This is a genomic window from Ruegeria sp. AF5 (assembly GCF_056541905.1).
Window position 1 is genome coordinate 120,872 of sequence record NZ_JBQFYZ010000007.1, and the last position, 24,904, is coordinate 145,775.

The 24,904-nt window shown below is 61.0% G+C and carries 29 protein-coding genes; 20 read left to right on the plus strand and 9 right to left on the minus strand.

The window, feature by feature from the left end; all coding sequences use genetic code 11:
• The first annotated feature begins 34 nt into the window (after window positions 1–34).
• Window positions 35–565: a prolyl-tRNA synthetase associated domain-containing protein gene (locus tag ACR0DS_RS12185; protein WP_480473923.1), complete on the plus strand. Its 531-nt coding sequence runs from the start codon at window positions 35–37 to the stop codon at window positions 563–565.
• Here ACR0DS_RS12185 and ACR0DS_RS12190 read toward each other — a convergent pair whose 3' ends face one another.
• Entirely contained in the window at window positions 566–1,303 is a 738-nt protein-coding gene (locus ACR0DS_RS12190) for an aspartate/glutamate racemase family protein (RefSeq protein ID WP_480559637.1), read from the minus strand.
• Between the two features lie 72 nt (window positions 1,304–1,375).
• Entirely contained in the window at window positions 1,376–1,957 is a 582-nt protein-coding gene (locus ACR0DS_RS12195) for an FMN-dependent NADH-azoreductase (RefSeq protein ID WP_480554743.1), read from the minus strand.
• Window positions 1,958–2,076: 119 nt separating this feature from the next.
• Here ACR0DS_RS12195 and ACR0DS_RS12200 point away from each other — a divergent pair, with 119 nt between their 5' ends.
• From ACR0DS_RS12200 to ACR0DS_RS12210, 3 genes are all read left to right on the plus strand, one after another.
• Window positions 2,077–2,955 (plus strand): LysR family transcriptional regulator, encoded by an 879-nt coding sequence (locus ACR0DS_RS12200; RefSeq protein ID WP_480559639.1) that lies wholly within the window; start codon window positions 2,077–2,079, stop codon window positions 2,953–2,955.
• A complete protein-coding gene (locus ACR0DS_RS12205; protein WP_480559641.1) occupies window positions 2,952–3,866 on the plus strand; it encodes a DMT family transporter in 915 nt (304 codons plus the stop codon). Before ACR0DS_RS12200 ends, ACR0DS_RS12205 begins: the two co-directional genes overlap by 4 nt.
• 125 nt (window positions 3,867–3,991) lie before the next feature.
• Window positions 3,992–4,405 (plus strand): universal stress protein, encoded by a 414-nt coding sequence (locus tag ACR0DS_RS12210; protein ID WP_267367733.1) that lies wholly within the window; start codon window positions 3,992–3,994, stop codon window positions 4,403–4,405.
• Here the strand turns inward: ACR0DS_RS12210 and ACR0DS_RS12215 are convergent.
• On the minus strand, window positions 4,402–4,737 hold the full coding sequence (locus tag ACR0DS_RS12215; protein WP_480507349.1) for an ArsR/SmtB family transcription factor: 336 nt from the start codon (window positions 4,735–4,737) through the stop codon (window positions 4,402–4,404). The genes ACR0DS_RS12210 and ACR0DS_RS12215 overlap by 4 nt on opposite strands.
• A gap of 84 nt (window positions 4,738–4,821) precedes the next feature.
• On the opposite strand from ACR0DS_RS12215, the gene ACR0DS_RS12220 reads away from it, so the two are divergent.
• From ACR0DS_RS12220 to ACR0DS_RS12250, 7 genes are all read left to right on the plus strand, one after another.
• A complete protein-coding gene (locus ACR0DS_RS12220) occupies window positions 4,822–5,733 on the plus strand; it encodes a DMT family transporter (RefSeq protein ID WP_480559643.1) in 912 nt (303 codons plus the stop codon).
• Window positions 5,734–5,917: 184 nt separating this feature from the next.
• Window positions 5,918–6,250, plus strand: a complete 333-nt coding sequence (locus ACR0DS_RS12225; RefSeq protein WP_480559645.1) for an AtpZ/AtpI family protein — start codon at window positions 5,918–5,920, stop codon at window positions 6,248–6,250.
• Window positions 6,251–6,252: 2 nt separating this feature from the next.
• Window positions 6,253–7,038 carry a F0F1 ATP synthase subunit A gene (locus ACR0DS_RS12230; RefSeq protein ID WP_480559647.1) on the plus strand — a complete coding sequence of 262 codons (786 nt, stop codon included), beginning with the start codon at window positions 6,253–6,255 and terminating at the stop codon, window positions 7,036–7,038.
• Window positions 7,039–7,086: 48 nt separating this feature from the next.
• The gene (locus ACR0DS_RS12235) at window positions 7,087–7,311 is read left to right on the plus strand and encodes a F0F1 ATP synthase subunit C (RefSeq protein WP_005981269.1); all 225 of its coding nucleotides are present in this window, start codon (window positions 7,087–7,089) and stop codon (window positions 7,309–7,311) included.
• A gap of 86 nt (window positions 7,312–7,397) precedes the next feature.
• Window positions 7,398–7,949: a F0F1 ATP synthase subunit B' gene (locus tag ACR0DS_RS12240; RefSeq protein WP_480559649.1), complete on the plus strand. Its 552-nt coding sequence runs from the start codon at window positions 7,398–7,400 to the stop codon at window positions 7,947–7,949.
• A 5-nt stretch (window positions 7,950–7,954) separates the two neighbouring features.
• Complete coding sequence (locus ACR0DS_RS12245; protein WP_480487178.1) at window positions 7,955–8,515, plus strand: F0F1 ATP synthase subunit B; 561 nt, start codon at window positions 7,955–7,957, stop codon at window positions 8,513–8,515.
• 201 nt (window positions 8,516–8,716) lie between these two features.
• Window positions 8,717–9,550 (plus strand): hypothetical protein, encoded by an 834-nt coding sequence (locus ACR0DS_RS12250; RefSeq protein ID WP_480559651.1) that lies wholly within the window; start codon window positions 8,717–8,719, stop codon window positions 9,548–9,550.
• 23 nt (window positions 9,551–9,573) lie between these two features.
• Here ACR0DS_RS12250 and ACR0DS_RS12255 read toward each other — a convergent pair whose 3' ends face one another.
• Window positions 9,574–10,344 (minus strand): FCD domain-containing protein, encoded by a 771-nt coding sequence (locus ACR0DS_RS12255; RefSeq protein WP_480487174.1) that lies wholly within the window; start codon window positions 10,342–10,344, stop codon window positions 9,574–9,576.
• Window positions 10,345–10,494: 150 nt separating this feature from the next.
• Here ACR0DS_RS12255 and ACR0DS_RS12260 point away from each other — a divergent pair, with 150 nt between their 5' ends.
• From ACR0DS_RS12260 to ACR0DS_RS12280, 5 genes are all read left to right on the plus strand, one after another.
• Window positions 10,495–11,688: an aminotransferase-like domain-containing protein gene (locus ACR0DS_RS12260; RefSeq protein WP_480559653.1), complete on the plus strand. Its 1,194-nt coding sequence runs from the start codon at window positions 10,495–10,497 to the stop codon at window positions 11,686–11,688.
• A gap of 44 nt (window positions 11,689–11,732) precedes the next feature.
• The gene (locus tag ACR0DS_RS12265) at window positions 11,733–12,140 is read left to right on the plus strand and encodes a hypothetical protein (protein WP_480483776.1); all 408 of its coding nucleotides are present in this window, start codon (window positions 11,733–11,735) and stop codon (window positions 12,138–12,140) included.
• Between the two features lie 140 nt (window positions 12,141–12,280).
• Window positions 12,281–15,736, plus strand: a complete 3,456-nt coding sequence (locus ACR0DS_RS12270) for a chromosome segregation SMC family protein (RefSeq protein ID WP_480559655.1) — start codon at window positions 12,281–12,283, stop codon at window positions 15,734–15,736.
• 53 nt (window positions 15,737–15,789) lie between these two features.
• Window positions 15,790–16,140: a hypothetical protein gene (locus ACR0DS_RS12275; protein ID WP_480538723.1), complete on the plus strand. Its 351-nt coding sequence runs from the start codon at window positions 15,790–15,792 to the stop codon at window positions 16,138–16,140.
• 328 nt (window positions 16,141–16,468) lie between these two features.
• Window positions 16,469–17,212: a hypothetical protein gene (locus ACR0DS_RS12280; RefSeq protein WP_480559657.1), complete on the plus strand. Its 744-nt coding sequence runs from the start codon at window positions 16,469–16,471 to the stop codon at window positions 17,210–17,212.
• A 75-nt stretch (window positions 17,213–17,287) separates the two neighbouring features.
• Here the strand turns inward: ACR0DS_RS12280 and ACR0DS_RS12285 are convergent, their stop codons facing one another.
• The 3 genes from ACR0DS_RS12285 to cobD are packed head-to-tail and all read right to left on the minus strand — an operon-like array spanning window position 17,288 to window position 20,345.
• Window positions 17,288–18,451: a lytic murein transglycosylase gene (locus ACR0DS_RS12285; RefSeq protein ID WP_480559659.1), complete on the minus strand. Its 1,164-nt coding sequence runs from the start codon at window positions 18,449–18,451 to the stop codon at window positions 17,288–17,290.
• 11 nt (window positions 18,452–18,462) lie between these two features.
• Window positions 18,463–19,383: an adenosylcobinamide-phosphate synthase CbiB gene (cbiB, locus tag ACR0DS_RS12290; RefSeq protein WP_480559661.1), complete on the minus strand. Its 921-nt coding sequence runs from the start codon at window positions 19,381–19,383 to the stop codon at window positions 18,463–18,465.
• Window positions 19,380–20,345 (minus strand): threonine-phosphate decarboxylase CobD, encoded by a 966-nt coding sequence (cobD, locus tag ACR0DS_RS12295; RefSeq protein WP_480559663.1) that lies wholly within the window; start codon window positions 20,343–20,345, stop codon window positions 19,380–19,382. Before cobD ends, cbiB begins: the two co-directional genes overlap by 4 nt.
• A gap of 185 nt (window positions 20,346–20,530) precedes the next feature.
• Here cobD and ACR0DS_RS12300 point away from each other — a divergent pair, with 185 nt between their 5' ends.
• Window positions 20,531–20,893, plus strand: a complete 363-nt coding sequence (locus tag ACR0DS_RS12300; RefSeq protein WP_209506176.1) for a response regulator transcription factor — start codon at window positions 20,531–20,533, stop codon at window positions 20,891–20,893.
• Here ACR0DS_RS12300 and ACR0DS_RS12305 read toward each other — a convergent pair.
• Window positions 20,875–21,864, minus strand: coding sequence for a glutathione S-transferase family protein (locus ACR0DS_RS12305; RefSeq protein WP_480559665.1), 990 nt, complete (start codon window positions 21,862–21,864; stop codon window positions 20,875–20,877). The two genes, ACR0DS_RS12300 and ACR0DS_RS12305, sit on opposite strands and share 19 nt — an antisense overlap.
• A gap of 212 nt (window positions 21,865–22,076) precedes the next feature.
• Between ACR0DS_RS12305 and ACR0DS_RS12310 the strand changes: the two genes are divergently transcribed.
• Entirely contained in the window at window positions 22,077–22,430 is a 354-nt protein-coding gene (locus ACR0DS_RS12310; RefSeq protein WP_209506181.1) for a hypothetical protein, read from the plus strand.
• 150 nt (window positions 22,431–22,580) lie between these two features.
• Here the strand turns inward: ACR0DS_RS12310 and ACR0DS_RS12315 are convergent, their stop codons facing one another.
• Window positions 22,581–23,753 (minus strand): MalY/PatB family protein, encoded by a 1,173-nt coding sequence (locus ACR0DS_RS12315; protein ID WP_480559667.1) that lies wholly within the window; start codon window positions 23,751–23,753, stop codon window positions 22,581–22,583.
• Between the two features lie 94 nt (window positions 23,754–23,847).
• Here ACR0DS_RS12315 and def (ACR0DS_RS12320) point away from each other — a divergent pair, with 94 nt between their 5' ends.
• Both def (ACR0DS_RS12320) and def (ACR0DS_RS12325) read left to right on the plus strand, forming a co-directional pair.
• Window positions 23,848–24,366, plus strand: coding sequence for a peptide deformylase (gene def / locus ACR0DS_RS12320; protein ID WP_209506185.1), 519 nt, complete (start codon window positions 23,848–23,850; stop codon window positions 24,364–24,366).
• Window positions 24,363–24,857, plus strand: coding sequence for a peptide deformylase (gene def / locus ACR0DS_RS12325; protein WP_209506187.1), 495 nt, complete (start codon window positions 24,363–24,365; stop codon window positions 24,855–24,857). Before def (ACR0DS_RS12320) ends, def (ACR0DS_RS12325) begins: the two co-directional genes overlap by 4 nt.
• Window positions 24,858–24,904: the final 47 nt, after the last annotated feature.

Genomic DNA, 24,904 nt, shown 5'->3' on the forward strand with positions numbered 1-24,904 from the left:
GTTGCGCGATGAGCGCTACAAACAGGAGGGCCTCATGGACGCATCATCCACATTTCAGGATACATTGCCGCTCAGTTCTGACGCGCTGTTGGCGCAGCTGGATGACTGGGGGCTGCCCTACCGCCTGCATACCCATGTTCCCTTGCGCACGGTCGAGGACTCCAAGGCCGTAGAAGGCCAGTTCATGGTGCCGGGCGAGAACGCGTTGCGGGTCAAGAACCTGTACTTGCGCGACAAGAAAAAGCGCAACTACCTGGTGACGCTGGAACAAAGCCGCGAGATTGACCTCAAGGCGCTGGGCGCAGAACTGGGTGTCGGCGCCCTGTCTTTCGGTTCGGCAGACCGGCTGTTGCAGAACCTTGGTATTCGCCCCGGTGCGGTCAGCCCGCTGGCGATGATCAACGGCGTGCAGAACGATGTGCAATTTTTCATGGACGCCGCTGCCCAAGGGGCCGAGGTGATTTATATGCACCCGTTGGTCAATGACCGTACCGTTGTGATGAAACAATCCGACGTGATGGCGTTCTTCGATCGCATCGGTTGCACCGTTATGTGGCTGCCCTGATCACTCAAGCGCCAGTTTCAGCGCGGCGGCGACATGAGCGGCGGACGGGTTGATGAACAGGTGCCCGTCGGCCTCGAATACCGGGTCATCCAGATGGTTTGGAAAGGCAAGCGGCAACTCGGTACAGGCCAGCAGAATGGCGGTTCCGGGACGGGCGTGTTTGTCGCAAAAGGCCAGCAACCTTGCACGGGCCGCATCAGAGGCACCACCGTAGAAATCACTGTCGATCATGGCCTGCATCTCGGAAATCTCGGGGTCGGGCAGCCGCGCATTCGCAGTGATGCCCTCGGCCGCCAGACGATCCGCATAGTTGGTGGCCTGCATCGTCACGGTTGTTCCCAGCACCAATGCGTTTGACACGCCTGTGTTGGCCGTGGCCTCTGCCGTCGCGTCGAAAATGCTGAGAATGGGCATGGAAACACCCTGTCTGATCGCGTGCAGCCGCGCGTGTGGGGTGTTGGACGCTATGATGCCAAAATCGCAGCCTGCGCGCTCCAGCGTCAGCAGCGCGTCGCGAAACACCGCATCAAACGCCGCCCAGCTGGCTTCGTCCCCCGCGACACCCCGCAGGGCGCGGGTCTTGGCCTGTGTGACAGATTCGATGGTTATGGCAGGGATCGGCAGGGGCGCGCCGTGGCCGCGCGCCGCAAAGTGACGCCCGGCACCTTCGGCAATGGCCCTGTAATAGTCCACGGTCGAGGCCCAGCCCACACCGCCCAGAATTCCGATCTTCTTCATGCGCGCCATCCAGTCCGCCAGTTCCATCTGACCAGCAGACTGGACGTTTCAGGGCTTAATGACCAGTGGCGATCAGGCCGCCAGTTCTGTTACCGCCTTTTTGGCGCTTTCCAGCGCGGCTTCGGGGTTCACCGCCATCTGATCCGCGGCGATGATCGCTACATCATGGATGCCGATAAAGCCCAGAACGTGACGCACATAGTTGGTGGCAAAGTCGATCTCGGATCCGACAGCGGTACCGCCCGACGCGATTGCCAGAATGGCGCGTTTACCCTCCAGCAACCCTTTTGGGCCGTTCTCCGAATAGGAAAAGGTCAGGCCCGCGCGGGCGACCAGGTCGATCCAGGCCTTGAATGCAGCGGGGACCGAGAAGTTGTAGATCGGCAGGCCGATAACGATGGTATCAGCCTCTTGCAATTCGGTCACCAGCGCGTCCGAAAGGGCCAGCCGGTCGCGTTGCAGGTCGTCGCGCTGCTCGGCCGGAGTAAAGTTGGCGGCGATCCAGTCTTCGGTCAGCAGGGGCAGGGGGGTGGCCAGATCTCGGCGGACGATGCGGGCGGCACCCAACTGCCGGACAATGCGGTCAGACAGGTCGCGGGTGGTCGAACCCGCGCGGCGGGCAGAGGCGTCGATATGCAGGATGGTTTTAGCCATTTTTCGGGTCCTTTAGGTCAGGGAAATCTTGTTCTGATCCCAATATGGCTGTTGCGTTTGCGAACAAAACTCGGATACATCAACAGCTATTGTTAGAAATTGCACAGAACGGTGTGACGATGGACAATTGGGATGAGGTGCGGACCGCCTATCAGGTGGCGCGCATGGGAACCGTCAGCGGCGCGGCCGAGGTTCTGGGCGTGCACCACGCCACAGTGATCCGCCACATCGACGCGATCGAGGCCCGGTTGGGTGTCAAACTGTTCCAGCGCCACGCGCGGGGATATACCCCGACCGAAGCGGGCGACGATTTGCTGCGCGTGGCGCAGGCCACCGAAGACCAGTTCAACCAGCTTGTCGGCCGGATGAAGGGGCGCGGTGACGATGTATCGGGTGAACTGGTGGTGACGTCGCTGGGCTCCATCGCGCCATTGGTGGTGCCGACGCTGACCGAATTTCAAAAGATGCACCCCGAGCTGATCGTGCGCTACCTGACCGGAGACCGCCTGTTCCGGTTGGAATATGGCGAAGCGCATGTTGCGATCCGTGCGGGATCGGCCCCGGATCAGCCCGACAACGTTGTGCAACCCTTCCGGCAGGAAGAAGTCGGCCTCTATGCCAGCACTTCTTATATCGAACGGCACGGCAAACCCTCGGGTATCGAGGATTTCGGGAACCATCACTTCGTCAGCTCTGACGATGAAGGCAGCCGCGCGCCGTTCACCCGGTGGCTGCGCAACACGGTATCCGCCGACCGCATTACCTTTCGCTGCACCAACAATTTCTGTATGCGCGAGGCCGTTCTGGCTGGGGCCGGTATCGGCTTCATGGCCCGTTGGGAGGCCGCCCGTCATGACACTCTGGTCGAAGTGATCGACCCGCTTCCGGAATGGTTCGGCAACCTGTGGCTGGTGACCCATGTGGACCTGCACCGAACGACCAAGGTGCAAGCGTTCCTGAGTTTTCTGAAAGAAGCCTCCAAAGGCTGGTGTCCATGAACCCGCAGATGCGTGGCCATCTGGCCATGCTGGCCTTTTCGGCCCTTGTCGCAGGCAGCTTCTCGCTGGGGTCGATGATTGCCAACGAAATTGCTCCGGCGGCCTTGAATGCGGTGCGCTTTGCCATTGCGGCTGTGGTGATTGGTGTGGCGGCACTGGCGACAACCGGTCTGCCCCGCAGTGCCGCACAGGCGCCCTGGCGGTATCTGGTGCTGGGCGGGTTGTTCGCCACCTATTTTGTCCTGATGTTTTACGGGCTGCAAACCGCCCCGCCGGTCAGCGCTGCCGCGGTTTTCACCCTGACCCCCGTTGTCTCGGCCATTGCGGGCTGGGTCCTGCTGCGCCAGATCACCACGCCGCGCATGGCAATGGCCCTGACCATCGGTGCGATTGGGGCGCTATGGGTGATCTTTCGGGCCGACTGGCAGATGTTCCGCGCCTTCCAGATCGGCGGGGGCGAGATCATCTATTTCTGGGGATGTGTCGCGCACGCGATTTACACCCCCATGATCCGCAGGCTGAACCGCGGAGAACCTGCCGTCGTGTTCACGTTCGGAACGCTGGTTGCCGGGTGCCTGTTATTGGTCCTGTTCGGCTGGTCCGACCTGAAGGCGACCGATTGGGCAGCTCTTCCCGCCATCGTCTGGATCGGGTTGTTCTATATCTCATTCTTCGCAACAGCGGCTAGTTTCGTTCTGGTGCAATTCTCCTCGCTTCGGCTGCCGTCGGCCAAGGTCATGGCCTATACCTATCTGGTGCCAAGCTGGGTGATCCTGTGGGAAATCGCGCTGGGCAAACCTGTCCCGACGGGATTGATCCTGGGCGGTGTGGCGCTGACGGTCATTGCCCTGCTGATGCTGCTGAAAGAAGAGGCCCCGCGCCCCAGCCCTCAACGCCGGGCAACTGAATAAGGCCGCTCCCGATCTGAAACCGGTACGGATTGCCCACGAATTCCAAAGGCAAAATCTGTTGAGCCAGATCAAGGCAGGCCCTTGGTCTCAGGACTACCTTGGAAGGCGGACAAAAGGAGGAGATTATGTTCAAACATATCATGCTGCCGATTGACCGCCACCTGCCGCCCGAGGTTCGCAAGGCCGCAGATGTCGCCGCGCAGGTGGCAAAATGGCAGGGCGCCAAGATCACTCTGGTCAGTGTCAGCGGGGCCCATATGGGTGCATCCTCGGAAACCGAGGCCGAGATAGACAAGCAACTGGCCGACTTCACCGAACAGCTTGCATCAGAAGGCGCGGCCGAAGTTGCGGTGCGCAAGATACATTCGGTCGATGTTGCTGCCGAAGTGGACAGCGACCTGACCCGTGCAGCGGAAGAGATCGGTGCAGACCTGATCATCGTGGGCACCCATGCGCCCCGGATCACCGACTACATCTTTTCCAGCCACGCCGGATATCTGGCCAAACATGCCAGCATGTCGGTCTTTGTGGTGCGCTAGGTCTCGTCCGAGATCGGAAGCTCGACTTCCAGAAACCGTTCGAACGCATCCAGGTTGATGGGTTCGAACTGACCGAACCCCTGCATCCAGACCGAAGCGGTGCGCAGCGCGTCGGGTTCCAGCTTGCACCATTTCACCCGGCCGCGCTTTTCCTGTGATATCAGCCCGGCCTTGGTCAGGATGACCAGATGTTTCGAGATCGCCGCCAGCGACATCTCGAACGGCTCGGCCACATCCGTCACGGCCATATCGTCCTCCAGCAGCATCGCCAGAATGGCGCGGCGGGTGGGGTCGGCAAGGGCTGCAAACACGGTGTCGAGATCGTTGGACATGGGTCTTTCCTAATGGGCGAGAACCCGTTTGACAATTTCCCCCATCACGTCACTGTTCAGCGGCGATGCGCAAAGGGGGCGGCTATGGCGCTGAAATACTGGCTGGTGATCTGCGTCCTTGGCATCGGGTGGGGCATGTCTTTCATGTTCAACGCCATATTGCTGCGCGAACTTGGGCCGCTATCCGTATCGTTGGGACGCGTTGCATTTGGGGCGCTGGGCTGTTGGATCTATGTGATTGCAGCCCGCATGCCGGTTCACCTGACACTCCGGCGCGCCATTGGTCTGCTGGGGTTCGGGGCGCTAAGCTATGCAGCACCATTTGCGTTCTATGCGCTTGGGCAGCAGCATATCGCGTCCGGCGTGGCAGGGATCGTGAATGCGACAACACCGGCCTTTGCCGTCATCGTTTCGCATTTCTGGCCGGGAAGCGAGCGTGCGACGCTGTTGAAATCCCTTGGTGTGTTGTGCGGCTTCATCGGGATTGTCGTGTTGTCCGTCCCGATTTTGCACAATGGCCAAACCTCTCAGTTCTGGGCGGTTTTGCTGACCCTGTGCGCGCCGATCTGTTACGCGTTTTCCGTCAACATTGCGCGGGCCTTCCGTGACATGCAGCCGGTGGTGCTGGTCGCCCTTGCCCTGACAGGAGCGACATTGGCGATTTTACCCCTGGCGCTTTGGCGTGAAGGCCTGCCGGTGATCGAGCACACTGAAACATGGCTTTCGTTGCTGATGATCGGTTTTGTGCTGACCTCGGCCGCTTTCATTGCCTTCTACTGGTTGCTGCCCAGAGTCGGGCCAACCAACATTTCGACCGTCACGCTGATCGCACCGGTTTCCGCCCTGATACTTGGAACCTGGGTTTTGGGGGAAACTCTGCAACCCGAACATTTGATGGGCATGGCGGCGATTTTTGCCGGGCTCTTGCTGATCGACGGACGTCTTGTTCGACACCTGTGGCCTCAGCGCACGCACAAAGATCAACCAAAAGGTTGAATATGGGTTTTTGGGTGATTGTTGCCGTTCAGGGAATGGGCAAGCAATCTGGCTGGACGAGTTAACCAGTAATAACAGTTTAAAAACAACACACTAACCTGCGTCATTTCACACCATCAACGCCGTTGACTCTGCGCCTTTCGCGCCTTAGCACCATGCGCAAGACAGCGCGAGGATTCCGTCCGTGACCGATGACGACCAAAAGCAGCGTATGGCGCAGCTTGAGGCCAAGATCGACGCGGCGAAAAAGGCCAGAAAGCCGGCTGCCCGCGCTGACAGTGACATATCCGGGGGCGAGCTTGCCTGGAGGATGGTCATCGAAATGGTTTCCGGTCTTGGGATCGGATTTGGCATCGGATACGGGCTGGACAGCCTGCTCGGGACGATCCCGATCTTTCTGGTGTTGTTCACATTGCTGGGCCTTGTCGCGGGCGTGAAGGTTATGCTCCGCAGCGCGAAAGAGGTTCAAGATAAACAAGCGGCCCATATGCAGGCCGAAAAGGACGAGAGGGACTGAACGTGGCAAGCGAGACCACCGCAGCACACGGCGCCGAAGGCGCAGACCACGCAGCAGAAGCCAGCAGCCTGGTGTTTCACCCGATGGACCAGTTCATCGTCAAGCCGCTGTTCGGTGGCGAGATTGCCTGGTACACCCCCACCAACGTGACCCTGTGGCTGTTCCTGGCCATCGTGGCGATCTTTGGCCTGCTGGTTCTCAGCACAACAAAGCGCGCGATCGTCCCGACCCGGATGCAGTCGATTGCGGAACTGGCCTATGGCTTCATCTACAAGATGCTGGAAGACATCTGCGGCAAGGACGGCGTCAAGTTCTTCCCCTATGTCATGACCCTGTTCATGTTCATTGTGACCGCGAACTTCCTGGGCCTGATCCCGACCTCGTTCACCACCACATCACATTTCGCCGTGACCATCCCGCTGGCGCTGGCCGTGTTCCTGACCGTGACCATTCTGGGTTTCGTCAAGAACGGTGCCGCGTTCCTGGGCCTGTTTTGGGTCTCCAGCGCGCCGCTGGCGCTGCGCCCGATCCTGGCGATCATCGAACTGATCTCGTACTTCGTACGCCCGGTCAGCCACTCCATTCGTCTTGCCGGTAACGTCATGGCTGGCCACGCGGTGATCAAGGTGTTTGCAGGCTTTGCCGCAATTTCCCTGATTTCGCCCGTGTCGGTTCTGGCGATCACCGCAATGTATGGTCTCGAGGTCCTTGTGGCCTTCATTCAGGCCTACGTATTCACCATTCTGACCTGTGTTTATCTGAAAGATGCGCTGCATCCTTCGCACTAAGGTCCGATAACCCAACATCGAAACTTCCAATTCGTAAGGAGATACATCATGGAAGGCGATCTCGCACACATCGGCGCAGGCCTGGCAGCAATCGGTTCCGGCGCAGCCGCAATCGGGGTGGGCAACGTTGCAGGCAACTTCCTGGCCGGCGCCCTGCGCAACCCTTCGGCGGCTGCTTCGCAGACCGCAACCCTGTTCATCGGTATCGCATTCGCAGAAGCCCTGGGGATCTTCGCATTCCTGGTCTCGCTGCTGCTGATGTTCGCCGTCTAATCTGCGGAACCTGATCCTTACGCGCAGGTGGGTCCAAGCCATAGCGGCCCACCTGTTGTAAAGACAACGTTCCGACGGAGGACATCATGGCGACTGAACCCATTAGCGAAGAAGTAGTTGGCGCGTGCGTCGACTCGCATGGCTCTGCCATCGGGATGCCGCAGCTCTGCTTCGATTGGTTCCCCAACCAGATTTTCTGGCTGGTCATTACGCTGGTCGTCATCTTTCTGGTCCTGTCTCGCGTGGCTCTGCCCCGCATCGCGGCAATCCTGGCCGAGCGCCGGGGGACCATTACAAATGACCTGGCTGCGGCCGAAGATCTGAAGGCCAAAGCGGTCGAGGCCGAGGAGGCCTATAACAAGGCGCTGGCCGATGCCCGTGCCGAAGCGCAGCGTATCGCGGCAGAAGCACGCGCAGAAATCCAGGCTGGTCTGGATGATGCGATTGCCAGGGCGGATGCGGAAATCGCTGCAAAGGCGGCTGAATCGGAAAAGGCAATTGCCGAAATCCGTGCCGGTGCGCTGGAAAGCATTCAAGTGGTCGCCAAGGATACGGCGGCTGAACTGGTCACCGCGCTGGGCGGCGAGGCGGATGCCAAAGCCATCGGCAGTGCCATTGACGCGCAGATGAAAGGATAAGTGACATGCGGAACACTCTTGCCCTTATCCTGACCGTTGGTGCCGCCAGCCCCGCGCTGGCTGCAAGCGGTCCGTTCTTCTCGCTTGGCAATACTGACTTTGTCGTCCTTCTGGGCTTCATCGTTTTCATCGCGGTCCTGTTCTACTTCAAGGTGCCGGGCATGATCGGCGGTGCGCTGGACAACCGTGCCGAAGGCATCAAGGCCGAGCTGGACGAAGCCCGCGCCCTGCATGAAGAAGCACGCAGCCTGCTGGCTTCGTACGAGCGCAAGCAGCGTGAAGTGCAGGCACAGGCCGACGCGATTGTCGAGGCGGCCAAACAGGACGCGGCTCTGGCTGCGGACCAGGCGAAGGTCGATCTCGAAAAGTCGATTGAACGCCGTCTGGCTGCTGCGCAGGACCAGATTGCCTCGGCCGAAGCCTCTGCCGTTAAAGACGTGCGCGATCAGGCCGTTTCGGTTGCGATTGCCGCCGCCAGCTCGGTTCTGGCCAAGCAAATGACAGCCGCGCAGGCGAACAAGCTGATCGATGCCTCGATCGCAGATGTGGGCGCCAAGCTGCACTGACGGGGACACCGACAGGTAAAAAACGCAGATGACCCGAGAGCATTGCGCTGTCGGGTCTTTTGTTTTGGTGGCGGGGCTGATTGTATTGACCGGAACATCACCCGGATTCTGTACCCTTCAGAGGGTCTGAATGTTCCGCTTGGGGTCGACGGGTGCGAAAAGAGCAGGGAAAGACGGGCCGTGGCAGGCGAAGACGTTTCGATGAATATTGTTGGGGTGGTCAGGAACGGCGGGGCCGCGCTGATCGAAAGCATCAACAGGATCGAAGACCTGACCACCCGCTTGCACCGCTATTCCGTGACCATCGCAACAAACGACAACGCCGATCGCACAGATCGGGTTCTGTCTGAATTCGCGCGCCGCGACCCGAAAGTGGACCTTGTCCGCATGGACGGTCTGGCCTCCAGACTGCCAGACCGGGTCGAGCGGATCACGGCGGCCAGAAACGCTGTCCTCAGCAGGCTGGAAGAACGCGACAGCGGTCACGACTTGACATTGGTGCTTGATCTGAACGGGCCGAATGTCTGTCTGGACGCTCAGACGGTTCTGACGGCTGCACAACGGTCCGTACCACGCTGGGAAGGTGTCTTTGCCAATTCCAAACCGGCCTATTACGATATCTACGCCCTGCGTTGCGCGGGCTGGTGTGACGAAGACGTCTGGCAAAGAATTCAGACAACGCGCAAACCGCTGTTCGGGCGCCGAAAGTGGCGGAAAGTTCTTCTGAAATCAGCGGTTTTCGACCGGCAGTACCACATCCCGTCCGATATGCCCCTGATACCGGTCGACAGCGCCTTCGGCGGTGCAGGAATGTACAAGACCCGCGCCTTGCGTGGCCTGCGCTATTCCTGCCGGGACGAAAAGGGCGACCTCGTGTGCGAGCATGTGATGCTGCATAAACACCTCAGGGACCGGGGCGCGCGGCTGTTCATCGACCCGGCCCTGACAACCATCGCCCCGAATGACGATCTGGGCGAAGGCAGCGGCGCACCTTTCCCGTCACACCTGATCCAGCCCGAGACCGGGGCCGCCTGATCCCTGAGGGCACTTGGAAAGCGCTAGGCCTGACGGGTTTCGTGCTGCAACCTTTGCTGCGCAACAGCCTCGTTCCGCTCGGCCTTCTGCTGATCGATCATGCAGCGTTCGACAAAGCTCAGATGCGTTTCGACGGCCTGACGTGCGGCTGCCGGATCGCGGGCCTGAAGGGCTGCGTTGATAGTGCTGTGCTGGTCCAGAATGGCCTCGCGGGTCGCGCGCTGCCGGAACATTGTCCGCCGGTTATAGAACACACCCTGCACCAGCAGGTCATACATTGACCGCATCATATGCAGCATCACCACATTGTGGCTGGCTTCGATGATGGCCATATGAAACTCGGCATCCAGCTGCGCCTCTTGGTCCGCAGCGTTCCGGTCATGGGCCGCCCGCATCTTGTCATAGATCGTCTGAACAACCTTCAGGTCGCTTTCTGATCCCAGCCGCGCGGCCCGTTCCGCCGCCAGCCCCTCCATGTCGCGGCGAAAGGACAGGTAATCGAATACGGCCTCGTCATGGCTGCTGAACAACCGGATCAGCGCCGGCGAAAAGGCCGAGCCCAAAACCTCGGCCACATAGATCCCGGAGCCGGCTTTTGTTGTCAGCAACCCCTGTTCCTGAAGCTCGGACACCGCATCGCGCAGGGACGGGCGCGACACACCCATCCGTTCGGCCAACTCACGCTCGGGCGGCAGGCGCTCCCCGGGGCGCAGGATGCCGCGCAGGATCAACAGCTCGATCTGGCGAACGACCGCAAGTGACAGTTTTTCCGTCTGAACTTTCTGAAATGGCATGGTCCGTTCCGAAATTGGTCAACTCATTTGACCATGGACCGGGGGGCTGTTCAAGAATACCCGGTCACATCCGCTGAAATATTAGGTCAGAAGTGTTGACTTTAATTTGAGAAAGCATAGGCTGCGCCGAAATGAGATCGGAGGAGCCTCATGTCCCAACACCCTTTGTTTGCCACCCGGGCCTCCCGGATGAAGGCATCAGAAATCCGCGAGCTGCTGAAACTGCTCGATCAGCCCGGTATCATTTCCTTTGCAGGTGGCATTCCGGACCCCGCGCTTTTCCCGGCTGAGGCTTTCGCTCAGGCGTTTCAGCAGGCATTGGGGCCGGACATGCAGGCGCAGGCGCTGCAATATTCCGTCAGCGAAGGCTATGCGCCCCTGCGCCGGTGGCTGGTGCAGCACATGCGCGAAATCGGGGTGGAATGTGACATGGACAACGTCCTGATCACCTCGGGCTCGCAGCAGGCGCTGGATTATCTGGGCAAGCTGTTCCTGTCCCCCGGCGACACGGCTTTGGTCGGGTGGCCCACCTATCTGGGCGCGCTTGCCGCGTTCAACGCGTATGAGCCGCGCTTTGACCGGCTCAATGGCAACAAGGGGGCCGATGAATTCAGGGTTGCGGCAGGGGATGGCGCTGTGAAATTCGCCTATCTGTCGCCCGATTTTGCCAATCCGACAGGCGAAACCCTGACCCGCCCGGGTCGTGAGGCATTGCTGGACCTGACCGACGAACTGGACTGCGCGTTGATCGAAGACGGCGCCTATCAGGCACTGCGCTATGACGGCGATCCGATCCCGCCAATCCTGGCTCTGGAACAGGAGCGCAAGGGATCGATCGAAAACTGCCGGACGATCTACTGTGGCAGCTTCTCGAAAACCCTGTCACCGGGTCTGCGCATGGGGTGGGTTGTTGCGGCCAAGCCGATCATCTCGCAGATGGTTCTGCTGAAACAGGCGGCGGATCTGCATTCGGCGACCATCAACCAGATGGCCGTGCATCAGGTGGCGGAAGCGTGCTTTGACACCCATATCCCGAAAGTGCGCGACACTTACCGCGCGCGCCGTGATGCGATGCTGGGTGCGCTGCAACAGCACATGCCCGACGGGGTGGCTTGGACGCGCCCCGAAGGCGGCATGTTCGTCTGGGTGACACTCCCGTCGGGAATCAGCGGGTCTGACCTGCTGGCGCAGGCGCTGGATACGGTGAAAGTGGCCTTTGTGCCGGGGCAGGCGTTTTTCCCCGACGGCAGCGGGGCGAACACGATCCGGCTCAGCTTCTCGAACTCGGACGAGGCGACGATCCGCGAAGGTATCCGCCGGTTAGGCGAAGTTCTGCGCGCCTGACGTCCAGAAAGGTTCTGTTAACCAAATTGCTGCAACTCTGCGGCATGATCCGGTTTCTCGCTCCGCTCCTGCTGGCCGCCTGCGCCGCCGGGACCCCGCATTTCCGCGACGTTCCTGCCACCCGCGTGGCGGTGAACGGCAGTGTGTTCGATGTGCGCGTGCGCGGTGATCTGGCCGAGGCGGTGCGGATCAACGCGCAATATGCCCCGCGGCTAGGCCCTGTTCGGGATCGCGCCGCGCTGGCCATGGCGCAGGTTTCGGGCTGCCCGATCCTCGACGTGCTGGGCGATGCGGCTGTCACGGTTGGTGTTTTGGGGTGTGACCGCGAGGCGGGGGAACGGCTGCTGCTGACTGCCGTCTCGACGCCCCGATATGAATGTATCGACTATGGTATCTATGAAAATGTCGGGGGCGACAGCGGCTATCAGGTCTTCGAATGCAGCCCATACTGACATACGCGTGTTCCTGCGCATTTCGGCAAGATGTTGTGGATAACTTGCACTGATCTCCCATATCCTGCGCAACTGCGTTGACTCGGACCCCATCCCTTGCGCAGACTTTCAATTCATAGGAATCACGGGACACGCGGCCATTGCGTTTCAGCAAGCTCAAACTGACCGGCTTCAAAAGCTTTGTTGATCCGACCGATCTGATCATCGCGGACGGGTTGACCGGTGTGGTGGGTCCGAACGGCTGTGGCAAGTCCAACCTTCTTGAAGCCTTGCGCTGGGTGATGGGGGAAAACCGCCCCAAATCCATGCGCGGCGGCGCGATGGAGGATGTGATCTTTGCCGGTGCCGCCACACGGCCCGCCCGCAATTTCGCCGAAGTTGTCCTGACCATGGACAATTCCGAACGTCTGGCGCCTGCGGGGTTCAACGACACCGACCAGCTTGAAATCGTGCGCCGGATCACCCGCGATGTCGGCAGCGCCTACAAGACCAACGGCAAGGATGTGCGCGCGCGCGATGTGCAGATGCTGTTCGCGGATGCCTCGACCGGTGCCCATTCCCCGGCGCTTGTAGGGCAGAACCGCATCGCCGAGCTGATCAGCGCCAAACCCCGCGCCCGCCGCCGCATTCTGGAAGAGGCCGCCGGGATTTCGGGGCTGTACCAACGCCGGCATGAGGCCGAGCTGAAGCTGAAAGCGACCGAGTCCAACCTGACCCGCGTCGATGACGTGCTCGAGCAGTTGGGCGGGCAGCTTGCGCAACTGGCCCGTCAGGCCCGTCAGGCCGCACGCTATCGCGAAATCGGCGAACAGCTGCGTCAGGCCGAGGGAATGCTGCTCTATCGCCGCTGGAAAGAGGCCGACATGGCCCGCCAGCAGGCTGAAGACAAGCTGCGGGCCCGGATTTCCGAGGCCTCCCGCGCCGAGGCCGAAGCCCGCGCCGCAGCAGCAAAAAGGGCCGGGATCGAAGAAACCCTGCCCCCTCTGCGCGAGGAAGAGGCCATCGCCGCCGCTGTCCTGCAACGCCAGCAGGTGCAGCGCGATCAACTGACCGATCAGGAAACCCGCGCGCGCCAGACCATTGAAACACTGACCAGCCGCATTCATCAGCTCGGCAAGGATATCGACCGGGAAACCGGCCTGAACCGCGATGCGGGCCAGATGATCGAACGGCTGGAATGGGAAGCCCGCGAACTGGCCAAGGCTGCCGAAGGGCATGACGCGAAGGTGGCGGAAGCCGCAGAAATTGCCCGCGAAGCCGCGTCGATCCTTCAGAACCGCGAAGACCACCTGTCGCAGCAGACCGAAGATATGGCGCGTCTGGTCGCCCGTCACCAGTCGGCGCAGCGACTGGTCGAAGACAGCCGCAAGACGCTGGCACGCTCTGAGGGCGAAGAGGAAAAAGCCCGGCTGGCCGTGGATGAGGCCAAAACAGCCCTGACCCGCGCCAGCGAGGCGTTTGAAACCGCGCAGGAGGGTGAGGAAGAAGCCCGCGAAGCCGCCGAGGCCGCCGAAGAGGCGCTGGCCGCCGCAGATGAGCTGCGCAATGAAACGCAGGCCCGCGAAGCCGAGGCACGCGCGCAACGGTCCGAGGCCGAAGGTGAATTGGGTGCAATCCGCGCCGAAACCACCGCGCTTGCCAAGCTGGTGGAACGCGACACGGCCGAAGGCGGGCAGGTGATGGACCTGCTGCGCGTGGAACCGGGTTTTGAGAAGGCTCTGGGTGCTGCGCTTGCCGATGACCTCCGTGCACCGCTGGTCGAAGGTGACGGCCCGTCCGGCTGGGTTCAGGTGGCAGGTTATGACAGTGATCAGCCCTTGCCAGATGGGGTCGACCCGCTGGCGCTGCACGTGTCGGGGCCGGACAGGCTCAGCCGTCGCATTGCGCAGATCGGACTGGTCGATGCGGATCAGGGCGCGCGGCTGCAGGCGTCGTTGAAGCCGGGCCAGCGTCTTGTGTCCCGCTCCGGCGATCTGTGGCGCTGGGACGGGTTCCGTGCCTGGGCCGAGGATGCGCCAAGTGCGGCGGCGCTGCGACTGGAGCAGCTCAACAAGCTTGAGGCGCTGAAACAGGAACTGGCCCGCACCGAGGCGCAGGCCGACGGCGCCCGCGCCGCGCATGAAACCCTGTCGCGGCAACTGGCGGACGTGACCGAGGCCGACCGCCGCGCGCGCGAAGCCCGCCGTGCCGCTGATCAGCGCATGGCCGAAACCGCACGCCAGCTCAGCCGCGCCGAGGCGGATCGCAACCTTGCGCAGGGCAAGCTTGAAACACTGGCCCTTGCCGTGGATCGCCACAAAGAAGATGCCATGTCCGCCCGCGTGCAGCTGCGCGAGGCCGAGGCGGCGCTGAACGATCTGGGTGACCTCGACAGCGCCCGCGCCGAGGTTGAGGACATCAAACAGACGGTCGAGGCGGCGCGGATCACCATGCTGACCCACCGCTCGACCCATGATGAGCTGCGCCGTGAAGGCGACGCCCGCACCCGCCGCACGCAGGAGGTCACCAAGGACCTGAGTGGCTGGCGGCACCGTCTGGAAACGGCCGAGAAACGGATTTCGGAACTGGCCGAGCGCAAGGAAAGCTCGGAAGAGGAACTGACCGAGGCCATGGCCGCTCCCGGCGAAATCGCCGAGGCACGGGAAGAGCTCAACGAGTTGATCGAAGCCGCCGAAGCCCGGCGGGCCGATGCCGCCGACAAGCTGGCCGAAGCAGAAACACAGTTGCGCGACGTGGTGATGGCCGAGCGTGAGGCGGAACGCCTGGCCTCGGAAGCCCGCGAAAACCGCGCCGCAGCCGAGGCGCGCTGTGACGCGGCAAAGGAAAGCGTGCTTGCGGCAGCAGAACGAATTGCCGAAGACCAGCAACTGACCCCGAACCAGTTGCTGAACCAGCTGGACGTAAACCCCGACCAGATGCCCGCTGCGGATGCTCTGGAGGCCGAAGTGAACCGTCACAAACGCCAGCGTGACGCCATGGGCGCGGTGAACCTGCGGGCCGAGGAAGACAGCAAGGACGTTCAGGAAGAATTCGACACGCTCAGCAGTGAAAAGGCCGATCTGGAAGAGGCGATCAAAGCCCTGCGCAGCGGCATCTCCAGCCTCAACCGCGAAGGGCGCGAACGTCTGCTGACCGCTTTTGAACAGGTGAACTCGAACTTTGCCATGCTGTTCAAGCACCTGTTCGGCGGTGGCGAGGCCAATCTCGTCATGGTCGAAAGCGACGACCCGCTGGATGCGGGGCTGGAAATCATGTGCCAGCCGCCGGGCAAGAAACTGTCGACCCTCAGCCTGCTGTCGGGCGGCGAACAGACCCTGACAGCGACCGCGCTGATCTTCGGCGTTTTCTTGGCCAACCCGGCCCCGATCTGTGTGCTGGACGAAGTCGACGCGCCGCTGGACGATGCCAACGTCACCCGTTTTTGTGATCTGTTGGACGAGATGTGCCGCCAGACCGACACCCGTTTCCTGATCATCACTCACCACGCGGTGACCATGGCGCGCATGGATCGTCTGTTCGGCGTCACCATGCAGGAACAGGGCGTCAGCCAGCTGGTTTCGGTCGACCTGAAAAAGGCCGAGCAGATGGTGGCCTGACCGCTCACCGCAACGTTATGATGATTGCAGGCATAACGCGCTACCTTGGCCTCATGACGCGTTTTCTGATCCCCGCCCTCATCGCCGCCACTTCAGTTGTCGCCGCTGAATGGCCCGTCAAATCCGGCGATGTCCCGCTGACAGTGGCCGAGCTTGACGCCCTCGCGGGCCAGACGCTGACCTTCTACGATGATGGTCAGGCCAAGTTTTCGGCGGGGGGCGCTTATTCCTATACCTACGCGGGCGGGGGGTCTGCATTCGGAACCTACTCCATCGCCGATGACGGTTCCGTCTGCATCGCGTATCGCAACGGGTTCAGCCGCTGCGACCTGTATGTCCACAGTGGCGAGCGGCTGATCCTGATCGATCAGAAAGGGGATAGGTACCCGGTGCGGCCCAAATAAAGAAGTCACAATTTGGGCCGGCCATGTTGGCAACGGACCAACCCGCGCAGCGAACTGAACCTGCGGCAAACGTCAAAGGCCATGCCGGGAACACCAGCCCAAATATGCGCGCCCGAAGACGGGCCAGAACCAAACTGTGGGCACCCCGACACAACGCACTGGCGCAAAGCAGGGTAAGTCGCGCCAAAACCGCCGCTGCGGTTGACGAGCCACGCACCGCTTCGTTAGTGCAGCAGCGATCCCGTTTCGGCTTTGGGCAAGAGGTGCTGTTTTGGATTTTCAAGTTGCAAGTTTCTGGTTTGGCTCGCCGTTATCTTGCGTTGAAAGAGTGTGCATTCAGTCCTTTCTGGATCATGGCTATGTCTTCCACCTGTACGTGCTGGATCTGAACATAGATGTTCCCGAAGGCGTCGTTGTTCATGATGCCCGCGAAATCTATACAGATGAAACCACCGAAAACCTGACCGGTGGCCGGAGACGGATGGCGGTCTATTCAGACATCTTCCGGATCCACATGTTGCAAAAAACCGACTATGTGTGGGTTGATCTGGATATCTACTGCGTCCGGCCGCTGGATGTTCCACCGGACTATCTGTTTGGTGTCGTCTGGCGCAACAAGGCGATGAACAATTGCGTGTTGCGCCTTCCCAAGACATCTCTGGCCTTGAAGCTGATCCTGAATTTCCTTGAGTCAGAAGTCCCGATCCCGTTTTGGTTGGGCAGTGATCACATCGAAAAACTGGTCAAACGCTATGAGGCAGGCGAGACAATCACGCTCTACGATCTTCCGTGGACGACAACCGGCCCTAGTGTGACCCGCTGGGCGCTGGGGGTTACCGGTGAAATCGACCGAGGCCAGCATTGGCATTTATATTGGCCGCGTCGCGGGTTTCTGGACCCGGTCGAGAACATTGAAGACTACGAACCCGATTGGGCCCGGTTTCACCACTTCCAGGGCGAAACCCGCAGTGGTATTCGCAGCAAATTCGGCGGTATTCCTCCAAAGGGAAGTTACATTGATATTGTCTGTCAAAGACATGGAATTGACCCCAAGAAATATCCGGTCACATAATCAGCGGCGTCGGTGCCGATATCGTCGAATAATCTTGGGGTTTTGCGCCATACCGCAGCAGTGCGAGCCGCTGGATCAGAGTTTTCCCAGCAACTCCATCGTTGGCCATGCGTCCGCAGGCAGGCCCAGACGTTTCTGCTCCGCCTGCGTCGCAGCTCGCGTCCCTGACCCCAGGATCCCGTCGATCTTGCCCACATCATATCCTTTGGCCTGAAGCTTGGTCTGCAACTGTTTCATCTGTGCGCCATTCAGGCCCTGCGCGGGATTGCCCGCGTCATAGATCTGGCCGCCTTCAAGCCGTGTTCCGAAATAAGCGGCGGTCAGAACATAGACAAAGCTCTGGTTCCATTCGAAATAGACATCGAAATTCGGGTAGGCCAGAAAGGCAGGCCCGTTGTGCCCCTGTGGCAGGATCAGCGAGGCGGGCAGGTTGGCCAAGGACCCGCTGCGCGCCTGAACGCCCATCGCCTGCCATTCAGCCACCGAACGCGGCTTACCGGGGCCGGACAGGGACCAGTCCATCTGCGCGGGCACGGTGACCTCCTGCAACCAAGGCTCACCCGCGCGCCATCCCAGATGAGACAGCATTCTGGCCCCCGACATCAGCGCATCAGGGGCCGAGCTTTTCAGGCGGACATGCCCGTCACCGTCACCATCGACGCCGTTTTCCAGTATGTCACGCGGCAGCATCTGCACCATGCCGATCTCTCCGGCCCATGCGCCGGTGGTGCGGGCCGGGTCGAAATCACCGTTCTGATACAGCTCGATGGCGGCGAAGATCTGTGGCCGGAACAGTTCCGGGCGGCGGCAATCATGGGCCAGCGTCACCAAGGCGTTGCGGGTGTTGAAGTCGCCCTGAAACGATCCGTAATCGGTTTCAAATGCCCAGAAGGCCAGCAGCACCCCGCGGGAAATGCCATACTCGCGCTCAATCCGATCAAAGACCGCATCGTACTTACGCGACATCGCTTGCCCGCGCTCGATCCGGTTCTGCGAAATCAGACGACGGGAAAATTCAACAAAGGGCTTCTGAAAAACGCCCTGCGCCCGGTCGGCCTTCAGCACGGCGCTGTCTTGCTGCACCCCTTCAAAAAACCCGTTCACTGCTGATTTGTCCAAACCCTGCTGCACGGCTTCGGCCTTCAGCCCTTTGACAAAGGAATTAAAACCACCGCCACATTGCGCCAGCGCAGGTGAGGTGAACAGGGCAGCGGCGATCAGGCCTGAGAGTATACGCATGAAAAGGTCCGTCAGAATATCAGTTCGGCCCCAACCCACACTGACACGAGCCCAAGCGCAAGCCCCCAAACCCGCCAGAGCACGTCACATGCGCGAAAAACCTCTGATGCGCCGATCTCGCGCGGGGCGTCTCCATTGACCCAGGCCAGGTCGCGCACCTGCCCATCATAGCTGCGCGGCCCCGCCAGCGCGACATTCAGGGCGCGGGCCATGGCGGCCTCGGGCCAGCCAGCGTTGGGCGAGATATGCCGCCGGGCATCCCCCGCAATCTCGCGCCAGCGTAACCATTGGCCGGACAGCGCCACGATCATCACGCAGGTCAGGCGGGCGGGGATCAGGTTCAGCAGGTCGTCGAACCGGGCCGCAGCCCAGCCAAAATCGCGGTACGTTTCGGTGCGATAGCCGATCATGCTATCGGCGGTGTTCACCGCCTTGTACACCAGCAACCCCGGAAGCCCCGCGACCAGAAACCAGAAGGCAGGGGCAATGACCCCGTCACTCAGGTTCTCTGCGGCGCTTTCGATGGCTGAACGCGCCACCTGTGCCCCGGCCATGTTCTGCGTGTCGCGCGAGACGATCATAGCCACCTGCGCCCGCCCGTCTTCCAGCGAAGTTTGCAACCCGTCACCAACCGCGCGGACATGGGCAACCAGCGACTTCTGCGCCAGCAGGATCGCACAGCCGAGGATTTCAACCACCGGCCCCAGCTGCGACAGACCCCATCCAAGACCCCATGCCCCGCAGATCAGAAGGGCAAGCACCGCCACCCCTTTCAGTCGCCGACCGCGCCCGTGGTTCAGGCGCTTGTCCAGCCAGCCGATCAGGTTGCCGATCATCACCGCCGGGTGTTTGACGCGGGACCAGAGCCAGTCGGGCTCTCCCAGAGTGGCGTCCAGACACAGGGCGCAGACCAGCATCAGGGCAGGGCTCACAGTGCGGCCTCCAGCCTGTCCCATCCCCTTTCTGGTGGCAGACCCAGACGCAGAAAACTTTCCGAATAGGGAAAGATACGGCTCCAGATATGGGCGCGGGCCAGCCGGTCCTGCCACCCCGAGGCGTCATCGACCCGATAAAGACGAAACAGGCTGGTGCCACCGACAATATTTGCGCCCCTGGTCAGCATCAGCGCATCCAGCCGGGCCGCCTCATCCGCCAGTCGCGCGCGTGTGGCATCAGCCCAGTCATCGTCCGACAGGGCCTGTGTCCCAACCCGCAGGGCCGGGCCGGACACCGACCAGGGTCCGGTCAGGTCGTTCAGGCGGTTGATCAGTTCAGGCCGCCCGATGGCAAACCCAAGCCGCATCCCGGCCAGCCCCCAGAACTTGCCAAAGCTCTTCAGCACGATCACGCCGGGACGTTCCGCCTGATCGATCAACGATACCTCTGGCGTGACATCGCAAAAGCTCTCGTCGATCACGGTCAGCGGGGCCGAGACGTCGCTTTCCTGCCAGATACGTCCGTCCGGGTTATTTGGATGCACGATCACGCGGGCGTCAGCCGCGCCCTCAGGCTGAACTCGCCACCCCTGCGCCGAAAAGGCGGCGGCGTGTTCGTTATAGGTGGGCGGTGTGATCCGGACACGCCCTGGCGCGGCCAGCGCCGGAATGCGAGAGATGACAGCCGATGCACCGGGTGCCGGCAGGATCGCAGCCCCCTGTGGCACGTTCCAGAACCTGCGGGCCGCATCACTCAGCCGTTCAAAGGCACCGTGATCCGGCAATTCGGCCCAATCTCCGGCGGTCAGACCCGCGACTGCGTAAGGATGCGGATTGATTCCGGTCGACAGATCGATCCAATCTGCGCGCGTTCCACCATACCTGACAATCGCCCTGTCCAGCCCCCCGCCGTGGTCGCGAACTGCGCGGGGGTCCAAGCCGTGATCAAGTGTACTCATCTGCTCTCTCTGCGGGGATTGACCGGTTTCGGGGTGCTTCAAGCGGATTTTTGCCATTTACACAAGCAAATCCGCCCGAACACGCAAGCGTGCGGCTGCTGTTAACACTTTGTTAAGGAAATAACGAGATCACGGACCACGGGGGTCGGCACCACTCACCATACCAAGTGCCGAGGTTGTTGCAAATGAAAGTTCTGATTGTTGAGAGTAACCCCGACCTTGGTCGGGTCTGGAAAAGACATCTGGAGCGGCAAGACGCCGAAGTCACGCTGGTTGACGCTCAGGAGGCCGCCATTCTGGCGCTCTATGGCACGGATTTTGATATCATCGTGCTGGATCTGGTTCTGGAAACCGGAAGCGCATTGGCTGTGGCCGATTTTGCCAGCTATCGCCGCCCCGAGGCGCGGGTGATTTTTGTCACCAACACCACCTTCTTTTCCGACGGGTCGATTTTTGCGCACAGTCCCAATGCCTGTGCCTATGTTCAAAGCGAAACGCCGCCAGAGGATCTGGCGGCGATGGTCGAACATTACGCTGCCGGGCGCTGATCGCGCCCATGCGGCTCCATGTGATCCAGCACCGGGTTCACCGGAATGATGCGGTGCGGATTGATGCTGTCATGGCTGTAGTGATAGTGGCGCACGATGTGATCCATGTTCACGGTCCCGGCGACACCGGGCCATTGATACAGCTCCCGCGTATAGGCCCATAGGTTTGGATAATCGATCAGGCGCTGCCTGTTGCACTTGAAATGCAGATGATAGACCGGGTCGAAGCGGATCAGGGTTGTGAACAACCGCCAATCGGCCTCGGTGATCCGGTCCCCCATCAGATACCGGTTCCGCGCCAAACGCCCTTCCAGCCAGTCCAGCGTGTCGAACAACGGGCCCACGGCGGCGTCGTAGGCCGCTTGCGAGGTGGCAAAGCCCGACTTGTAGACGCCGTTGTTGACGTCTGAATAGATGCGCGCGTTGACCTCTTCGATCTCGCCCCGCATCGCCTTTGGCCAGTAATCGTCCGTATTGCCAGTGATATCGTTGAAGGCCGAATTGAACATGCGGATGATTTCCGAACTTTCGTTCGAAACGATGGTCTCCTGCGCCTTGTCCCACAGGATCGGCACTGTGACGCGACCGGAATAGGACGGATCCGCCTTGGTATAGATCTGATGTGCATAGCTCAGCCCGTAAAGACGGTCACCCGTGGCACCGTGATCATCCGCCTCAAAAGTCCAGCCGTGATCCAGCATGTCGGGATGCACGACCGAAACCGAAACCAGATCGCTCAGCCCCTTCAACGCGCGAAAGATCAAGGTGCGATGCGCCCAGGGGCAGGCGTGGCTGACATACAGGTGATACCGCCCGGCTTCGGCCCGGAACCCGCTTTTGCCCGACGGTCCCGCGCGGCCATCGGCGGTCAGCCAGTTGCGAAACTGCGCCGCGCTGCGTTTGAATGCGCCACCCGTGGATTTGGTGTCATACCAGGTGTCTTGCCATTTTCCATCGACCAGCAGGCCCATATCTCATCCTCCGCATAGGCGTTTGGCCAAAGATAGGTCCAAGCCCCGCCTGTTCCTATGCATTTGCCCGCGCACAAGACCTGCATGCGCGCACAGGCAATGATGGGATTTCTGTGCAACAAACCGCAGGCACAGCCTGTTGCGTGAACGCGTTCACTGGATTTTTACAACAGTTCCCGCACAATAGAGGTCATTAGCGGGGGAGTGATTTTATGAGTACTTATGTTTCAAAGGAAATACGCGCCGAGTTGGACGCGGCCCGAATCGCCACATTGAAAAAGGCCAGTCGCCTTCGTGTCCAGATGGGCGACAATACCTACAAAATTCTCAAATTGTGGAAAGATGGTTTCACGGTTGAGGCGGAAACAACACCGCGCCTGCGCGGGTTGGTCGATATTTATGACGGGGCCAATCTTCTGTATCAATGCCTGATCATTGCCGATCAGGATGAAGGCGGCGAGATGCGGTATGAATTCAAACGCAGCACCGCCGCCCATGACAAGGCACCGCTGGATTTCTACCGCGCCCCGGATGCGCCCATCGCGTTGCTGGGCTACGAAGACTAGGATCGGAGTTCTATCGTAGTACCGGGTTAGGTCAGGGTAACGCCCAACAGGCCGTTAGGCTGGCTATCGCTATGGATTTCGCCATGGGGTCCGCGCCCGGCCAACAGGCGCGGTCCATTGTGAGGTCAGCCACCCCAGCCACCGCCTGGATTATTGCAGGTCACCAAAGGCCTGTTTCAACCGCACGCAAGCTTCCTCGACCCGCGCCCGTTGCGTCGCAAGGTTGAACCGTTCAAACGTTTCTCCTCCAGTGCCGAAACCCGGCCCGGACGAGGTTGCGATCCGCGCGTCCTCGCGCAATCGGCGGACAAATTCAGCGTGATCCATGCCGGTGCCGGAAAAATCGACCCAGGCCAGGTAGGTCGCCTGCAATGGCATCGACCACAGGCCTGGAATCTCGGCGATGGTCTGGTCGAACAGACGCCTGTTTCCGTCCAGATGCGCGATCTGGGCATCTGCCCATTCCGCGCCGGCCGGGCTGTAGGCGGCGGTGATCATCGCCACACCCAACGCGCTGGGGCCATAATCCAGCGTTGCCAGCCGATGCTTCATCGCCTCGCGCAGTTTGGGGTCGGGAATGATCATGTTGCCGGTGCGCTGCCCGGCGATGTTAAAGGTCTTCGATGCCGCAGTCAGCGTCACTGTCCACGGGCGCGCATCCGGGGCTGCCACATCCATCGGCACAAATTTGGCGCCGGGATAGACCAGATCGTGGTGAATCTCGTCTGACACAAGGACCAACCCGTTGCGCTCGGCAAATGCGGCCACGGCGCGCAGTTCCTCCGGTGTCCAGACCCGGCCCGACGGGTTCTGCGGCGAACACCACAGCAACATCTTCTCGGACCCGTCCAGCCGCGACTGGGCGTCGTCCAGGTCAAGGCCATAACTTTCCCCGTCCCGCACCAAAGGGCATTCCACGACCCGGCGGCCCGATTTGTTCACCTTGTGGGCAAACTCATGGTAAACGGGGGTAAAGATCACGATGCCATCACCGTGATCGGTCCAGACATCCAGCGACAGGGCGATTGCATTGCCCAAGCCCTGAGTGGTCAGAACCCAGTCCGTGTCGATTTCCCAATCGTGGCGGGTTTTCATCCACCACTGGACCGAGGCCAGATACTCCGGGTGCGCCCAGGAATACCCGAACACGCCGTGATCCGCGGCCTTGCGCACCGCGTCGATCACGCAGGGGGCTGTCGGGTAATCGGAATCGGCCGTCCACATGGCCAGCCCGTCCTCGGGCGAGACACCGTACAGCATCTCCATCTTGTCCCATTTGGAACTGTTGGTGCCCCGGCGGTCGATCAGGTCGTTGAAAGTCATGTCTGCTCCATTTTCTCGACCGAAAGCTAACCGCAAATCGGGCAGGTGCAAGGGGGGCGTTGCGGCGCGGGGCGGGATGGCCTAAATCAGCCTCATGAAACGTAACATCCTGATCTATCCCGACCCCCGTCTCAAGAAGGTCTGCGCCCCCGTAGCCGACCTCACGGACGACCTGCGCGCGCTGGCCGATGACATGCTGGAAACGATGTATGACGCCCCCGGTGTTGGCCTTGCCGCGCCACAGATCGGCGTGCTGGATCGCTTGATCGTGCTGGATTGCGTCAAGGAAGAAGGCGAGGCACCGCGCCCCCTGATCATGTTCAACCCGCAGGTCATCGCGGCCTCGGAAGAAACCAATGTCTACGAGGAAGGCTGCCTGTCGATCCCTGATCAATACGCCGAGGTGACGCGCCCCAAAGTGGTCGATGTGACTTGGATGGACCGCGACGGAAACCTGCAACAGGAAACCTTTGACGGGCTCTGGGCCACCTGCGTTCAGCACGAGATCGATCATTTGGACGGCAAGCTGTTCATCGACTATCTCAAGCCGCTGAAACGGCAGATGATCACCCGCAAGATGCAAAAGCTCAAACGCGAACGGGCCCGTGCATGACCGTTCGTACCTGCCTGCCATGGCCTGACAAGCGCCTGCGCACCAAGGCGGATGAGGTGCCCGAGATCACTGATGAGGTCCGCGCCATCTGGGACGACATGATCGACACGATGGAGGCGATGCCCGGCGTCGGTCTTGCCGCGCCACAGATCGGGGTGATGCTGCGGCTGGCCGTTGTTGACGGTTCTGCCGAACGGGGCCGGGCCGTGCGTCTGGCAAACCCGGAAATCCTGCACAGCTCGATCGAACTGCGCGAACATGAAGAGGCCAGCCCGAACCTGCCCGGCGTCTCGGCCACAATTAAACGCCCGCGCGCGGTGACCGTGAAGTTCCTGAACGAACATGGCATGCTGGATCGCCGCGATTTCGTCGGGATCGACGCGACCAGCGTGCAGCACCAGATCGACCACCTGAACGGGCGGATGTATTTCGACCGGCTCAGCAAGGTCAAACGTGACATGCTGCTGCGCAAGGCACGCAAACAAACCTGACGTCTGTAGGCCGGGCTTCAGCCCCGCACCCGTCCCAACTGCCGGAG

Bases quoted from the DNA above. Each gene is read 5' to 3' on its own strand.
- ACR0DS_RS12220 (WP_480559643.1), top strand. From the start codon at position 4,822: ATGGCGCTGAAATACTGGCTGGTGATCTGCGTCCTTGGCATCGGGTGG.
- def (WP_209506187.1), top strand. From the start codon at position 24,363: ATGACCGTTCGTACCTGCCTGCCATGGCCTGACAAGCGCCTGCGCACC.
- ACR0DS_RS12205 (WP_480559641.1), top strand. From the start codon at position 2,952: ATGAACCCGCAGATGCGTGGCCATCTGGCCATGCTGGCCTTTTCGGCC.
- ACR0DS_RS12250 (WP_480559651.1), top strand. From the start codon at position 8,717: ATGAATATTGTTGGGGTGGTCAGGAACGGCGGGGCCGCGCTGATCGAA.
- ACR0DS_RS12235 (WP_005981269.1), top strand. From the start codon at position 7,087: ATGGAAGGCGATCTCGCACACATCGGCGCAGGCCTGGCAGCAATCGGT.
- ACR0DS_RS12185 (WP_480473923.1), top strand. From the start codon at position 35: ATGGACGCATCATCCACATTTCAGGATACATTGCCGCTCAGTTCTGAC.
- ACR0DS_RS12285 (WP_480559659.1), bottom strand. From the start codon at position 18,451: ATGCGTATACTCTCAGGCCTGATCGCCGCTGCCCTGTTCACCTCACCT.
- ACR0DS_RS12300 (WP_209506176.1), top strand. From the start codon at position 20,531: ATGAAAGTTCTGATTGTTGAGAGTAACCCCGACCTTGGTCGGGTCTGG.
- ACR0DS_RS12260 (WP_480559653.1), top strand. From the start codon at position 10,495: ATGTCCCAACACCCTTTGTTTGCCACCCGGGCCTCCCGGATGAAGGCA.
- ACR0DS_RS12305 (WP_480559665.1), bottom strand. From the start codon at position 21,864: ATGGGCCTGCTGGTCGATGGAAAATGGCAAGACACCTGGTATGACACC.
- ACR0DS_RS12200 (WP_480559639.1), top strand. From the start codon at position 2,077: ATGGACAATTGGGATGAGGTGCGGACCGCCTATCAGGTGGCGCGCATG.
- ACR0DS_RS12315 (WP_480559667.1), bottom strand. From the start codon at position 23,753: ATGACTTTCAACGACCTGATCGACCGCCGGGGCACCAACAGTTCCAAA.
- ACR0DS_RS12275 (WP_480538723.1), top strand. From the start codon at position 15,790: ATGACGCGTTTTCTGATCCCCGCCCTCATCGCCGCCACTTCAGTTGTC.
- ACR0DS_RS12245 (WP_480487178.1), top strand. From the start codon at position 7,955: ATGCGGAACACTCTTGCCCTTATCCTGACCGTTGGTGCCGCCAGCCCC.
- ACR0DS_RS12195 (WP_480554743.1), bottom strand. From the start codon at position 1,957: ATGGCTAAAACCATCCTGCATATCGACGCCTCTGCCCGCCGCGCGGGT.
- ACR0DS_RS12240 (WP_480559649.1), top strand. From the start codon at position 7,398: ATGGCGACTGAACCCATTAGCGAAGAAGTAGTTGGCGCGTGCGTCGAC.
- ACR0DS_RS12255 (WP_480487174.1), bottom strand. From the start codon at position 10,344: ATGCCATTTCAGAAAGTTCAGACGGAAAAACTGTCACTTGCGGTCGTT.
- ACR0DS_RS12190 (WP_480559637.1), bottom strand. From the start codon at position 1,303: ATGAAGAAGATCGGAATTCTGGGCGGTGTGGGCTGGGCCTCGACCGTG.
- ACR0DS_RS12310 (WP_209506181.1), top strand. From the start codon at position 22,077: ATGAGTACTTATGTTTCAAAGGAAATACGCGCCGAGTTGGACGCGGCC.
- ACR0DS_RS12265 (WP_480483776.1), top strand. From the start codon at position 11,733: ATGATCCGGTTTCTCGCTCCGCTCCTGCTGGCCGCCTGCGCCGCCGGG.
- ACR0DS_RS12210 (WP_267367733.1), top strand. From the start codon at position 3,992: ATGTTCAAACATATCATGCTGCCGATTGACCGCCACCTGCCGCCCGAG.
- ACR0DS_RS12215 (WP_480507349.1), bottom strand. From the start codon at position 4,737: ATGTCCAACGATCTCGACACCGTGTTTGCAGCCCTTGCCGACCCCACC.
- cobD (WP_480559663.1), bottom strand. From the start codon at position 20,345: ATGAGTACACTTGATCACGGCTTGGACCCCCGCGCAGTTCGCGACCAC.
- def (WP_209506185.1), top strand. From the start codon at position 23,848: ATGAAACGTAACATCCTGATCTATCCCGACCCCCGTCTCAAGAAGGTC.